The 12,659-nt window shown below is 71.8% G+C and carries 13 protein-coding genes; 8 read left to right on the top strand and 5 right to left on the bottom strand.

All coding sequences use genetic code 11. The features are described from left to right. Positions 1-10 precede the first annotated feature (10 nt). Genes KDL01_RS32600 through KDL01_RS32590 form a run of 3 tightly spaced genes read left to right on the top strand, consistent with a single transcriptional unit; the run spans position 11 to position 2,546 of the window. Positions 11-898 (top strand): ABC transporter substrate-binding protein, encoded by an 888-nt coding sequence (locus KDL01_RS32600; protein WP_212532525.1) that lies wholly within the window; start codon positions 11-13, stop codon positions 896-898. Between the two features lie 11 nt (positions 899-909). After that, a complete protein-coding gene (locus KDL01_RS32595) occupies positions 910-1,806 on the top strand; it encodes an amino acid ABC transporter permease (protein ID WP_307846723.1) in 897 nt (298 codons plus the stop codon). Next, positions 1,803-2,546: an amino acid ABC transporter ATP-binding protein gene (locus tag KDL01_RS32590; protein ID WP_212532523.1), complete on the top strand. Its 744-nt coding sequence runs from the start codon at positions 1,803-1,805 to the stop codon at positions 2,544-2,546. Before KDL01_RS32595 ends, KDL01_RS32590 begins: the two co-directional genes overlap by 4 nt. Positions 2,547-2,580: 34 nt before the next feature. On the opposite strand, the gene KDL01_RS32585 is transcribed toward KDL01_RS32590, so the two are convergent. The 3 genes from KDL01_RS32585 to KDL01_RS32575 form a co-directional block, all read right to left on the bottom strand. Further along, positions 2,581-3,225 carry a hypothetical protein gene (locus KDL01_RS32585; RefSeq protein WP_212532522.1) on the bottom strand — a complete coding sequence of 215 codons (645 nt, stop codon included), beginning with the start codon at positions 3,223-3,225 and terminating at the stop codon, positions 2,581-2,583. 74 nt (positions 3,226-3,299) lie between these two features. After that, positions 3,300-4,151 (bottom strand): non-homologous end-joining DNA ligase, encoded by an 852-nt coding sequence (ligD, locus tag KDL01_RS32580; RefSeq protein ID WP_212532521.1) that lies wholly within the window; start codon positions 4,149-4,151, stop codon positions 3,300-3,302. A 22-nt stretch (positions 4,152-4,173) separates the two neighbouring features. Continuing rightward, positions 4,174-4,557 carry a DUF2255 family protein gene (locus KDL01_RS32575; protein WP_212532520.1) on the bottom strand — a complete coding sequence of 128 codons (384 nt, stop codon included), beginning with the start codon at positions 4,555-4,557 and terminating at the stop codon, positions 4,174-4,176. A 313-nt stretch (positions 4,558-4,870) separates the two neighbouring features. Between KDL01_RS32575 and KDL01_RS32570 the strand changes: the two genes are divergently transcribed. From KDL01_RS32570 to KDL01_RS32550, 5 genes are all read left to right on the top strand, one after another. Then, positions 4,871-5,941, top strand: a complete 1,071-nt coding sequence (locus tag KDL01_RS32570) for a LacI family DNA-binding transcriptional regulator (protein ID WP_212532519.1) — start codon at positions 4,871-4,873, stop codon at positions 5,939-5,941. 180 nt (positions 5,942-6,121) lie between these two features. Beyond that, the gene (locus tag KDL01_RS32565; protein WP_212532518.1) at positions 6,122-7,306 is read left to right on the top strand and encodes a CE1758 family FMN-dependent luciferase-like monooxygenase; all 1,185 of its coding nucleotides are present in this window, start codon (positions 6,122-6,124) and stop codon (positions 7,304-7,306) included. A 26-nt stretch (positions 7,307-7,332) separates the two neighbouring features. Further along, positions 7,333-7,854: a MarR family winged helix-turn-helix transcriptional regulator gene (locus KDL01_RS32560; protein WP_212532517.1), complete on the top strand. Its 522-nt coding sequence runs from the start codon at positions 7,333-7,335 to the stop codon at positions 7,852-7,854. After that, on the top strand, positions 7,851-8,678 hold the full coding sequence (locus KDL01_RS32555) for a CE1759 family FMN reductase (protein WP_212532516.1): 828 nt from the start codon (positions 7,851-7,853) through the stop codon (positions 8,676-8,678). The genes KDL01_RS32560 and KDL01_RS32555 overlap by 4 nt, the downstream gene beginning before the upstream one ends. Positions 8,679-8,712: 34 nt before the next feature. Next, the gene (locus tag KDL01_RS32550; protein ID WP_212532515.1) at positions 8,713-10,911 is read left to right on the top strand and encodes an alpha-galactosidase; all 2,199 of its coding nucleotides are present in this window, start codon (positions 8,713-8,715) and stop codon (positions 10,909-10,911) included. Between the two features lie 18 nt (positions 10,912-10,929). Here KDL01_RS32550 and KDL01_RS32545 read toward each other — a convergent pair whose 3' ends face one another. Next, entirely contained in the window at positions 10,930-11,406 is a 477-nt protein-coding gene (locus KDL01_RS32545) for a universal stress protein (RefSeq protein ID WP_212532514.1), read from the bottom strand. Between the two features lie 26 nt (positions 11,407-11,432). Then, a partial coding sequence (locus tag KDL01_RS32540; protein WP_212532513.1) for an MFS transporter occupies positions 11,433-12,659 on the bottom strand: 1,227 nt, incomplete at its 5' end.

Here is a 12,659-nt window from a genome sequence, read left to right as displayed (position 1 = left end):
CTCCCGCCCCCTGCCCCGCCGCGCCCGCGTCACGCTGGGCCTCGCCGCCGCCGTGTCGATCGCGCTCACCGCGTCCGCGTGCGCGCCGAAGACCTCGCCCGCCGCGGCCTCCACCGGCTCGGCCTCGGCCTCCTCGCTCAGCTGCACCCCGAGCACGCTGGCGCTGTACAAGTCGGGCCAGCTCACCGTCGCCACCGACTCGCCCGCCTACTCCCCGTGGTTCGACAACAACGACCCGTCGGACGGCAAGGGCTTCGAGAGCGCGGTGGCCTACGCCGTCGCCAAGGAGCTCGGCTTCAGCACCAGCCAGGTCAAGTGGGTCACCGAGCCCTTCGACGACTCGTACGCGCCGGGCAACAAGACCTTCGACTTCGACATCAACGAGATCTCCATCACCTCGGCCCGCGCGCAGGCGGTGGACTTCTCCACCGGCTACTACACCGCGAACCAGGGCGTGCTGGTGCTGAACAAGTCGAAGTACGCCTCGGCCACCTCGCTCTCCCAGCTCAAGGACGCCAAGATCGGCGTGCAGGTGGGCACCACGAGCTACCAGGCGGTCAACGACATCCTCAAGCCCACCCAGCAGGTCTCGGTCTACAACTCCACCGACGACGAGGTCTCGGCGCTGCAGAACGGCCAGGTGGACGCGATCGTCACGGACATGCCGACGGTCTTCTACCTGGCCAGCGCGGAGCTGACCGGCGGCAAGATCCTGGGCCAGTTCAGCTACGACGGCGACAGCTCCCCCGAGCAGTTCGGCCTGCTGCTGGCCAAGGGCAGCGGCCTGACCGCGTGCGTGGACCAGGCGATCGCCAAGCTGACCTCCAGCGGCGAGCTCAAGACCATCACCGACCAGTGGCTCTCGGCCTCGGCCGACGTCCCCGAGCTGAAGCAGTAGAGAATTAAACAGTGAGCGAGTTCACCGCGGCCGTGCCCACACCGGCCGACACGAGCGGGACCGCCGGGTACACCCCGAGCGCCGTCCAACTGGAGCGCGAACGCTATCGCGCGGCGCGCCGACGCCGGGAGCGGCTGACGGCCGGCGTGTGCGCGCTCGTCCTGCTCGTCGTCGTGGTCGTGGCCGTGGTGTCCTCGCCCGGCTGGGCCGAGGTGCACGCGAAGTTCCTCAACGGCACCGAGTTCCGCCGCTACTTCGGCCAGATCCTGCACGGCTTCTGGCTCAACGTGCAGATGTTCCTGGTCTCCGAGGTGCTGATCCTGGCCCTCGGTCTGCTGGTCGCGCTGGTCCGGGTGACCCGTTCGCCCGGCCTCGCGCCGATCCGCTGGGCCGCGACCGCCTATGTGGACGTCTTCCGCGGCGTGCCGACGCTGCTGCTGATCTTCCTGATCGGATTCGGATTGCCCGCGCTGCAGTTGCAGGGCACGCCGTCATCCCCGGTCGTGCTCGGCTGCATAGCCCTGGTGCTCTCCTACGGCGCGTACGTGGGCGAGGTGTTCCGGGCCGGGCTGAACTCGGTGCACCCGGCGCAGCGCAACGCGGCCAAGGCGCTGGGCCTGAGCGAGCACCAGACCCTGCGGCACGTGATCCTGCCGCAGGCGGTGCGCAACGTGGTGCCCCCGCTGCTCAACGACTTCATCGCGCTGCAGAAGGACACCGCGCTGGTGGCCACGCTCGGTCCGCTCGAAGCGTTGCGGGTGGCCCAGATCGGCTCCTACGCCGACTTCAACTACACGCCCTACCTCGCCGCGGCGGCCCTGTTCATCGCGGTGACCGTACCGATCACCCGGTACGCGGACTGGTTACAGCGCAAGGCGATCGAGCGGCAGTGGGCGGAGGCACGATGAGCGAGGCGTTGCTGCGCATCAGGAATCTGCGCAAACAGTACGGCGGCAAGACCGTCCTCGAGTCGATCGACCTGGACGTGGCCGAGCACCAGGTGGTCTGCCTGATCGGCGGTTCGGGCTCGGGCAAGTCGACCCTGCTGCGCTGCGTGGACCTGCTCGACACGGTGGACGACGGCACGATCCACCTCGGCGAGACCGAGCTGACCGACCCGCGGCTGAACGCGGACGCGGCCCGGCGCCGGATCGGCGTGGTCTTCCAGTCCTACAACCTGTTCCCGCACATGTCCGTGCTCGAGAACGTGACCCTGGCGCCGCGCAAGGCGCACGGGATCCCGCGGCGCGAGGCGGAGCAGCACGCACTGGAACTGCTCGAGCGCCTCGGCCTGGCCGAGAAGGCCCGGGACTACCCGGACCGGCTCTCCGGCGGCCAGCAGCAGCGCGTCGCGATCGCCCGGGCCCTGGCCACGAAGCCGGAACTGCTGCTGTTCGACGAGATCACCGCCGCGCTCGACCCGGAGCTGGTCGGCGAGGTGCTCGACGTGGTCACCGACCTCAAGCAGCGCGGCCTGACGATCCTGATGGCCACGCACGAGATGGGCTTCGCCCGGCACGCCGCGGACCAGGTCTGCTTCCTCGAGGGCGGCGTCATCCGCGAGCGCGGCACGGCCGAGCAGGTCCTGAGCGAGCCGCGGCACCCGAGCACGCAGCGTTTCCTGGCCCGGGTGCTCGAGCACAAGTAGATCGGCACACGAGTACGGGCTCGTACTCAGACGTTCACGAGCCCGTGCCGGTGTCGGCGACCGCCGTCGCGTCGTTCGCGCTCCCGTTCTGCACGCCGCGGACGATCACGGTGTCGCCGGTGTGCAGGCTGGCGAGCGAGCCGGCCGAGGGCTTGGCGGTGGAGCCGGACTTCTTCGCGCCGAGGGCGCCGACCCGGTAGCGCGTGGTCGACTGCACGGTCCACGTCCAGGTGGTGCCGGAGGCGTCGGTCACGGTGACGGTGTTGCCGGTGATCGAGGCGATCTTGCCCGTCTGCCACTCCTGCACGGAGAACGTGCCGTCGCCGCCCTTGACCGTGGCCTGGCCGTGCACGCCCTGGTTCAGCAGCCGCCCGGCCCCGGCCTTCCGGCCGCCGAAGCGTCCGCCGCAGCCGATCCGCGCACGCCTGGCCTGCTTCGTCTTCGACCTCGTCTTGGCCGCACTCGCCTGGGCCGTCGGCGTGGCCGTCATCTGGTTCGCCTGCCTGCACGCCGCCTTGGCGGCCGCGGACGAGGGCGAGTCGGCGGCCGGAATCACGGAGACCGCCGCGGCCGAGGTCCCGGGCGAGGACGCGAACGCCTCGGTGCCGCCGAGGACCAGTCCCCCGGCCGCGACCACTCCGACCGTCGCCACGACGGCCTGACGCATCGTCAGCTTCATGGCAAGAGAGCCTAGGCCGCTCGTTATAAGAGCGGTGTAAGGCCGCGTAAAGACTCCGTCACTGCCGGCCCGTGTCACTCCGGAATCGTGAGATCGCCCAGCTTCTCGATTCGCTCGAGCACCTCGGCCGGAGTGAAGTCGAGCCGCCCGGCGTCGGCGTGCTCGACCTCGGGCCACGCGAGGGGCGTGGCCACCGCCGGCGCGCCCTCACGCGCGCGCAGCGTGTAGGGAACGCTGGTGGTGGCACGGGAGTGGTTCTGCGCCCAGTCGACCAGGACCTTCCCGCCCGCGCGGGCCTTGGGACCGCGCACGTGCGTGATCAGGCGGCGGTGGTCGGCGGACAGGCGCTGGGCCAGCGACTTGGCGTAGGCGAGCGCGTCCTCGACCAGCCAGGGCGGATCCAGCGCGATATAGAGGTGCAGTCCGACCCCGCCGGTCGTGGTCGGGAAGCAGGCGAAGCCGTCCGCCGTCAGCAGTCCGCGCAGCAGCAGCGCCACCTCGCAGCAGGTGGCGATGTCCGCGCCCTCGCCCGGATCGAGGTCGAAGACGATCTGGTCGTGCAGATCCGGCCCCGTCGCGGCGCTCCACTGCGGCACGTGGATCTCCACGCAGTACGCGTTCGCGACCGCGATCAGCGTCTCGGTGTCGTCCACGGCCACATGCTCGCGGTGGCCCTTGGGCACCGTGCGGATCCACTTCGGCAGGCCGGGCGGCGCCGAATGGGTGAAGAACCGCGGCCCCTCCGGCCCGTCCGGCGTACGCAGGAACGAGGCCGGCCGGTCGCGCAGGTGCGGGAGCAGCACGTCGGCCACCCGCAGGTAGTAGTCCAGCACCTGTGCCTTGCTGAACTCCGGCCACAGCGGCTTGTCCAGGTGCGAGACGGTCAGCCGCCGCTCGCCCACCTGCGTGACCATCCGCTCGGGCATCACCGGTCCCTGGGCGTCGCGGTCACTTCGGGCTGAGCTTGAGCGTGGTGGCGCGGGCCTCGTCGGCGGTGATGCTCTTCACCGGGCCGGGGTAGCGGCTGTACTTCGCGCGGTAGGCGGCGTCGATCTGGTCGCCGACCGGGGCGGTGGCGTCGATGTCGGCGAAGGTGACGTCGGTGTCGACGCCGTCCGTGTCGGCGCTGAGGTGGCCGGCGTGGCTGGAGCGGGTGGTGCGGTACCAGGCGCCGGAGCGGCCGCGCACGGAGCGGATGTAGACGTCGTCGCCGACGCGTACGGCCCAGACGATGCGCTTGCCGGCCAGGCTGCCGTCGCCGCGGCGGGGCGCGACCTCGAGTTCGTCGGTGCGTTCGATCACGGCCAGCTGCTGCTCGGTCCACCCGGACATGGCTGCTCCCTCGGCTCGCTCCCGCGCTCCCGCTTCGTCGGGACTCGGATTTCCTCCATCCTCGCCCGGCAGACGGCGCGGGGCGAGCGGCGCCACTCCGAGGGGGTGAGAGCGGCGCCGGTCGCCCGGACGCGGCGCGTTGCCGGGCATAGCACTCGAAAATTTCGAGTCATTTCTCGAATATTGCTGGCAAGTTAACCGGGCAGATTTTCGATGCCAAGGACGGATTTCCCAGAGCGAAATAATCGGTGGTCGAGAAACCGGTCGTGACCCCGCACTGGCCCACCCCTGCCACAGGAGCCTTCCAGGGGCTATGATCAAGCGCGTGACCTCACGTGTAATCCCCGCACAGGCTGCCGGTGAGACCGGTGGGCGGGCGCTCGGTGAGACGGCCACGCTCGCCGACATCGCTCAAGCAGCCGGAGTTTCGACTCCGACAGTTTCGAAAGTGCTCAACGGCCGGGCCGATGTGGCCCCGGCGACCCGCGAGCGGGTCGAGGCCCTGCTGCGCGCCTGCGGCTACCGCCGCCGGTCGGTACAGGCCGCACCCCTGCTCGACCTGGTCTTCCACGAGCTCGAGAGCGCCTGGGCGATGGAGGTGATCCGCGGCGCCGAGCAGGTGGCGCACCAGGAGGGGCTGAGCCTGGTGCTCTCCCAGTCGGCCGGCCGGCTCACCCCCGGCCAGACCTGGCTCGACGGCGTGCTCGCCCGCCGCCCCACCGGGGTGCTGCTGGTGCTCTCCAAGCTCGAGCCGGCCCAGCGCGACCAGCTCTCCACCCGGGACATCCCGTTCGCGGTGATCGACCCGGCCGGCGAGCTCGAGCCGGACGTGCCCGCGGTCGGCGCGACCAACTGGCAGGGCGGCCTGGCCGCCACCCGCCACCTGCTCGAACTCGGCCACCGCCGGATCGGCGTGGTGGCCGGGCCCGACCGGATGCTGTGCAGCCGGGCCCGGGTGGACGGCTACCGTGCCGCCCTCGAGACGGCCGGCCTGCCCTACGACCCGGCCCTGGTGCGCTCCGGCGACTTCCACCACGAGGCGGGACACGAGATCGGCCGGCAGCTGCTGCAGGCGCGCGAGCGGCCCACCGCGATCTTCGCCGGCAACGACCAGCAGGCCCTGGGCGTGTACGAGGCCGCGCGCGAGCTCGGCCTGCGCATCCCGGATGACCTGAGCGTGGTCGGCTTCGACGACCTGCCGGCCGCGCGCTGGGTCGGCCCGCCGCTGACCACCGTGCGCCAGCCGCTGGCCGAGATGGCCGCCGAGGCCGCGCGCATCGTCATCGGCATGGCCCGCGCCAACGACCGCGGACCCGCCTCCAACCGCGTCGAACTCGCCACCGAGCTCGTCGTGCGCAGCAGCACCGCCCCGCCGCGGGCCTGAGCGCGCGCTCGCGAACTCTCTCTTCTTTCGGCCCGGGGCCTGCGCCACAGCGCTCGCCCCGGGCCGAAAGCCGTTTCGAGTCGCGCGGCTCCGACCGGTGCCGGAATACATGACCAGTCATGCATGTTGAGGACACACAGCGGGCCGAGCCGAAGCGCCCCGGAGCTGGAGGGACACGATATGCAGTTCGGAATCTTCTCCGTCAGCGACGTCACCCGGGATCCGGTCTCGGGGCACACACCGAGCGAGGCGGAGCGCATCGACGCGGTGGTGGAGCTGGCCGCGCACGCCGACCAGGCCGGTCTCGACGTGTTCGCGATCGGCGAGCACCACAACCCGCCGTTCTTCGACTCCTCGCCCACCACGCTGCTCTCCTTCATCGCGGCGCGCACCCGCCGCATCATCCTGTCCACCTCGGTGACCCTGATGACCACCAACGACCCGGTGAAGGTGGCCGAGGACTACGCGATGCTCCAGCACCTGGCCAAGGGGCGGCTCGACCTGATGCTCGGGCGCGGCAACACGGTGCCGGTCTACCCCTGGTTCGGCAAGGACATCCGCAAGGGCGTGCACCTGGCGCTGGAGAACTACAACCTGCTGCACCGGCTCTGGCGCGAGGACGTGGTGGACTGGAACGGCGAGTTCCGCACGCCGCTGCAGGGATTCACCTCCACGCCGCGCCCGCTCGAGGACGTGCCGCCGTTCGTCTGGCACGGATCCATCCGCACGCCGGAGATCGCGGAGCAGGCCGCGTACTACGGCAACGGCTTCTTCGCCAACCACATCCTGGCCCCGAACGGGAACTTCAAGCCGCTGGTGGACTTCTACCGCAAGCGCTACGAGCACTACGGCCACGGCCGCGCGCAGGACGCCGTCGTCGGGCTGGGCGGGCACTCCTACATCGCGAAGCGCTCGCAGGACGCGTACACGCAGTACCGGCCGTACTTCGAGAACAACCCGCACGGCATCCGGATCCCGCTCGAGGACTGGGCCCAGGCGACGCCGACCAGCGTGGGCAGCCCGCAGGAGGTCATCGACAAGACCCTGACGTTCCACGACCTGTTCGGCGACTACCAGCGGCAGCTGTGGGTGGTGGACGGCTACGGCCTGCCGCAGGCCGAGGTGCTCAAGCAGATCGACCTGCTCGCCGAGGAGGTCGTACCGGTGCTGCGCAAGGAGTTCGAGTCGCGCCGCGCTCCGGGCGTGCCGGACGCGCCCACGCACGCGTCGCTGGTGCGGGCCAAGTACGGCGACGGCCCGGTGCGGCAGCCGCGGCCGAACCCGAACCGCGGGGACAACACCGCCGGCACCTCGCCGTACCAGGACAGCGACCCGGCCACGCCCGCCGTCCACCCGTCGCTGTGAGAGGCGACGGGTTGGCAGGCGACGGGGTGCGAGGGACGCGCTCGGCCACCGAGGCGTGGGAGAGCCTCTTCCGCGCCCAGGTGGTGCTCGAGCGCGAATTCGCCGACGAGGACATCTGGGACGGGCTGAACCGGCGCGACTACGACGTGCTCTACACGCTGTCCAAGACGCCCGACGGGCTGCGCATGACCGAGATCAACGAGCGGATCATGCTGACCCAGCCGGGCGTCTCGCGGCTGATAGCCCGGCTGGAGCACGAGGGCCTGGTCGCGCGGCGGCCGGATCCGGACGACGCCCGGGCGCAGCGCATCGCTCTGACACCGGCGGGGCGCGAGGTGCAGCAGGCGGTGGGGCGCCGGCACGTGCGGCAGATCGTGCGCGCGATGACGCGCGCGCTGGACCCCGACCAGCTGCGGCAGCTGCGCGAGCTGTGCGACGCGCTGGTCGCGGGTGCGGCGGGTGCGGCGGCGGGCGAATGGGGGCAACCGGGGGCGGATGAACAGATCGGCACCTCGCGAGGCGAGGACGGGAAAGGAAGAATTCGATGAACAGGGCCACCACGGGCGCGGGCAGCGGCGCTGAGATCCGCAGCGTCGTCATCATCAGCGCGGGGGTGAGCGAGCCCTCGTCCTCCGCGTTGCTCGCCGACCGGCTGGCCGGGAAAACGGTCGAGTTCCTGCGCGAGCGCGGCGTCGAGGCGCGGGTGGCCCGGATCGAGCTGCGCGCGCTCGCCCTCGACATCGCCAAGTCGAACGTGGCCGGCTTCGTCGTGGACGGGCTGCGGCCCGCGGTCGAGCAGCTGGCCGCGGCCGACGCGGTGATCGCCGCCACGCCGGTGTACAAGGCCGGTATCAGCGGCCTGTTCAAGTCGTTCATCGACGTGCTGGCCGACGATCTGTTCATCGCCAAGCCGGTCGCGGTCACGGCCACCGCCGGGAGCGCTCGGCACGCGCTGATCCCGGACGAGCAGCTGCGGCCGCTGTTCGCCTACCTGCGGGCGCTGGTCATTCCCACGGCGCTGTTCGCCGCACCCGAGGACTGGAGCGCCCCGGCGCTGGGCGGGCGGATCGAGCGTGCGGCCATAGAGCTCGCCGCGCTGGTCGCGAGCGGGGTCGGGGGAACCATCGCGGCCGAGACCTGGTCGCACCACGACCACGCGTTCGGGAGTGCGGCGCGGCCGCGGTTCGGCGACACGGCGTCGGCACAGGACGTGGACGGGGCCGGAGTCGACGAAGCCGGCGAGGCCGCGGACGGGGTCGGAGTGATCGACTTCGACTCGGAGCTGATGCGGCTGGCCACGGGTGGCAACGCACGCGGAGGCGGCGACAGGCGGGACGGAAACGGCGAATCCCACTCCTCCGGAATCGGTTGACCCGGCGGTTGCCGGGTTCCTAGGCTTCGCGACCATGGTGGAAACTCTTTCCTCGATGTCCGAACCCGCCCCCGAACCGCGCGTCCTCGAGCTCGCGCAGGGCGGTGTCAGCCTGCTGCTCGACACGACCGGCCCGGGAGTTCCGCGCGCGCTGTACTGGGGCGCACACCTGGCTCCGTACTCGGGTGACGGCGCGGCGTACTGGCAGGCGGATCGCGCCGCGGGCCTGCTGGCCGGGCTGGCGGACGGGCTCGACACGGCCGGGTCGCTGATGCCGACGCAGCTGTCCGGCTGGTTCGGCCGGCCGCTGCTGGCCGGGCATCGGGAGGGCGAGCACCACCCGGTCCGCTTCACCCGCTCGGGTCCGATCACGGCCGGTCCGCCGGCCAACTCGCCAGCCGGGCCGGGCAGCGCGGTCGCGTTCGAGGCCGTGGACGAACTGGCCGGCCTGCGGCTGCGCACCGAGATCGAGATGACCGCGCCCGGAGTGCTGCGGATGCGCCACACCCTCGTCAACACGGAACAGAGTTCGTACACGCTCGACCGGCTCTCCTGCGCGCTGCCGCTACCCGCGCAGGCCGCGGAGATCCTGGACTTCACCGGAGGCTGGGCCAAGGAGCGCAGCCCGCAGCGCGCGCCGCTGCGCGACGGGGTCTGGGTGCGGGAGAACCGGCGCGGACGCACCGGGTTCGACGCCGGGCTGCTGGTCGTCGGCACGCCCGGCTTCGGGTTCGGGCAGGGCCAGGTGTGGGCCGTGCACGCGGCGTGGAGCGGCAACCACGTGCACTACGTCGAGGCGCAGCCCGACGGGCAGGTCGTGCTGGCCGCCGGGGAACTGCTGGAGCCGGGCGAGATCCGGCTCGGGCCGGACCAGGCGTATCAGAGCCCGTGGGTCTACCTGGCGCACGCGGACGAGGGCCTGGACGGGCTCAGCCGCCGCCTGCACGCGAGCCTGCGGGCCCGCCCGGCGCACCCGGGTTCGCCGCGTCCGCTGACGCTCAACACGTGGGAGGCGGTCTACTTCCGGCACGACGAGGACACCATGCTCCACCTCGCCGACGTCGCGGCCAAGACCGGCGTCGAGCGGTTCGTGGTGGACGACGGCTGGTTCCTGGGGCGGCGCAGCGACAACGCGGGGCTGGGCGACTGGTACGTGGACCCCGCGGTCTGGCCGAACGGACTGCACCGGATCGCGCGCCACGTGAAGGATCTGGGGATGCAGTTCGGCCTCTGGTTCGAGCCGGAGATGGCCAACCCGGACTCCGATCTGCTGCGCGAGCACCCGGACTGGCTGCTGGCCGACCCGCGCCGGCTGCCGCGCGAGCAGCGCAACCAGCACGTGCTCGACCTCGCCCGCCCCGAGGTCTACGCCTACCTGCTGGAGCGGATCGGCTCCCTGGTGGCCGAGTACGCCATCGACTACATCAAGTGGGACCACAACCGCGACGTGGCGGCGCCAGTGCACGAGGGCGTGCCCGGCGTGCACGCGCACACTCTGGCGGTCTACCGGCTGATGGACGAGTTGCGCTCCCGCCATCCCGGCCTGGAGATCGAGTCCTGCTCCTCTGGCGGGGCCCGCGCGGACCTCGGCGTGCTGGAGCACACCGACCGGGTCTGGGGCTCGGACAACATCGATCCGCTCAGCCGGCAGCGGATCCAGCGCTGGACCGGGCTGATGCTGCCGCCGGAGCTGATCGGCTCGCACGTCGGCACCAGCCCGGCGCACACCACCGGGCGCGCCTCGCGGCTGTCGCTGCGCTGCGCCACGGCCCTGTTCTGCCACGCCGGGATCGAGGCCGACCTCAGCGGGTGGGCACTGGCCGACCTGGAGCGGATGGCGAGCTGGGCGGTGCTCTACAAGGAGCTGCGCGGGCTGCTGCACGGCGGCGACGTCGTGCGCGTGGACCATCCGGACCCGGCGGCCTGGGTGCACGGGGTGGTCTCGCCGGCCCGGGACCGGGCCGTGTTCGCCTACGTCCAGCTGGACGCGAGCACCGGCGACCGGACCGCGCCGATCCGGCTGCCCGGGCTCGACCCCGAGCGCGAGTACGTCCTCGAAGCGCTCCCCGCCGCGAGCGCGCCGGAGGCGTCCTGGCCCCGCTGGGCCGCGGCGCCCGAGCCCGTCCCGCTGACCGGCGTCGCCCTCGGCCGGATCGGCGTGCCCGCGCCGGCCTTGGCCAACACCCCCGGGGAGGCGTTCGTCTTCACCGCGACGGCCGTGGCAGGGAGCTGACCGGCTGCGGCCGCGACGTCACGGGACCACGATCACCGGGCAGCGGCTGCGGCGCACCGTACGCGTGGCCTTGGAGCCGAAGAGCCGGTGGCTCAGGGCCCTGCTCGCGCCGACGACGATGGCGTCGGCCTGGTGCGTCGCGGCCAGCTCGGTCAGGATGCCGACCGGCTCGCGGCGGGTGACGAGGAACCCGGCGGGCACGTGGTGCTCGGTGGACAGGGCGTCGACCGCGGCGCGCAGTTCGGCCGCGAGCTCCTCGCCGTTGTACCAGACCCCGACCGGCGCGCCGAAGCCGTCCACGACCGGGGTGAAGGCGTAGACCGCGAGCAGGCTGCCCTGCTCGCGGCGCGCCAGGCCGAAGGCGTAGTAGAGCGCGCGCCAGGAGGTCTCGGAGCCGTCGACGCCGACGATGAACAGCGGGCGCGCGGCGGATCCGAGCGCGCTGCTCCAGAGCCCGGCCGTATCGGTCTCGCGGGGCTCGCCTGCGGTGTCCATCGTCGGCGTTCCGTTCCCGTCGTGCGCTAGCCGGCCTGCGCGGCGTCGTCCGCGCCGCCGGGTGTGTGCTCTTCCCCAGGGGACTGCGCGAGGTCCGCGGCGTCCAATGCCCCGTGCACGGTACTGAGCACGACGCCTGCCGCGGCCACCGCGACCGCGCCGAGGATGAACGGGACGTGCGCGTTGTAGTGCTCGACCAGCTTGCCCGCGGCGTAGGGGGCGAGGCCGCCGCCGATGAAGCGCACGAAGCCGTAGGTGGCGGAGGCGACCGGGCGCGGCACCGGCGCGATGCTCATCACCGCGGTGGTCACCAGCGTGTTGTTGTTGCCGATGAAGATGCCGGAGGCGATGGTGGCCGCGATCACGGCGGTGCGGTTGTCCGGGAACAGGCCGATGACCAGGCTGACCACGGACATCAGGGCCATGTTGCCGTAGAGGGTGCGGGCGGTGCCGAAGCGCGCCTTGAGCCAGGGCGCGCCGAAGATCGCGAACAGCGCCACCAGCACGCCCCAGCCGCAGAAGACCGCGCCGAGCCGCAGCGGCGAGAGGTCCATCAGGAACGGCGCATAGCCCAGGATGGTGAAGAAGCACCAGTTGTAGAGCAGGCCGGTGACGCTGGTGGTGGCCAGGTTCCGGTGGCGCAGGGCCTTGATGGGCTCGCTGAGCGAGGAGCGGTGTTCGGGTTTCGGCATCGGCTCGACCAGCACGATGGTGGCGACCAGCGCGATCAGCATCAGGGCCGAGACACCGAAGAAGGGCCCGCGCCAGCTGACGTTGCCGAGAAGTCCGCCCAGCAGCGGCCCGCAGGCGATGCCGACGCCGAGCGCGGTCTCGTAGAGCACGATCGCGCCGGCGAAGCCGCCGCTGGCCGAGCCGACGATGACGGCGAGCGAGGTGGCGATGAACAGGGCGTTGCCCAGGCCCCAGCCGGCCCGGAATCCGATGATCTGGCCGATGCTCCCGCTCGCGCCCGCGGTGCCGGAGAACACCACGATGAGGATCAGGCCCGCGATGAGGGTGTACTTGGCCCCGATCCGGCTCGAGACCCACCCGGTGACCAGCATCGCGACCGCGGTGACCACGAGGTAGCTGGTGAACAGCAGCTCCACCTGGCTCGGGCTGGCCTGCAGCTTGCCGGCCAGCGAGGGCAGGATCGGGTCGACCAGGCCGATGCCCATGAAGGAGATCACGCAGGCGAAGGCCACCGCCCACACGGCCTTCGGCTGGCGGAAGGGGCCGGCGGGGGTCGCGGC

Source organism: Actinospica durhamensis (genome assembly GCF_018139695.1).
In the GTDB taxonomy this organism is placed as follows: domain Bacteria; phylum Actinomycetota; class Actinomycetes; order Streptomycetales; family Catenulisporaceae; genus Actinospica; species Actinospica durhamensis.
This window is presented reverse-complemented; position numbering and strand designations above follow the sequence as displayed.

What these genes read in the sequence shown, in the direction of transcription:
- KDL01_RS32570 (WP_212532519.1), top strand. Translation starts at nt 4,871, where the DNA reads ATGATCAAGCGCGTGACCTCACGTGTAATCCCCGCACAGGCTGCCGGT.
- KDL01_RS32585 (WP_212532522.1), bottom strand. Translation starts at nt 3,225, where the DNA reads ATGAAGCTGACGATGCGTCAGGCCGTCGTGGCGACGGTCGGAGTGGTC.
- KDL01_RS32565 (WP_212532518.1), top strand. Translation starts at nt 6,122, where the DNA reads ATGCAGTTCGGAATCTTCTCCGTCAGCGACGTCACCCGGGATCCGGTC.
- ligD (WP_212532521.1), bottom strand. Translation starts at nt 4,151, where the DNA reads ATGCCCGAGCGGATGGTCACGCAGGTGGGCGAGCGGCGGCTGACCGTC.
- KDL01_RS32555 (WP_212532516.1), top strand. Translation starts at nt 7,851, where the DNA reads ATGAACAGGGCCACCACGGGCGCGGGCAGCGGCGCTGAGATCCGCAGC.
- KDL01_RS32575 (WP_212532520.1), bottom strand. Translation starts at nt 4,557, where the DNA reads ATGTCCGGGTGGACCGAGCAGCAGCTGGCCGTGATCGAACGCACCGAC.
- KDL01_RS32545 (WP_212532514.1), bottom strand. Translation starts at nt 11,406, where the DNA reads ATGGACACCGCAGGCGAGCCCCGCGAGACCGATACGGCCGGGCTCTGG.
- KDL01_RS32550 (WP_212532515.1), top strand. Translation starts at nt 8,713, where the DNA reads ATGGTGGAAACTCTTTCCTCGATGTCCGAACCCGCCCCCGAACCGCGC.
- KDL01_RS32590 (WP_212532523.1), top strand. Translation starts at nt 1,803, where the DNA reads ATGAGCGAGGCGTTGCTGCGCATCAGGAATCTGCGCAAACAGTACGGC.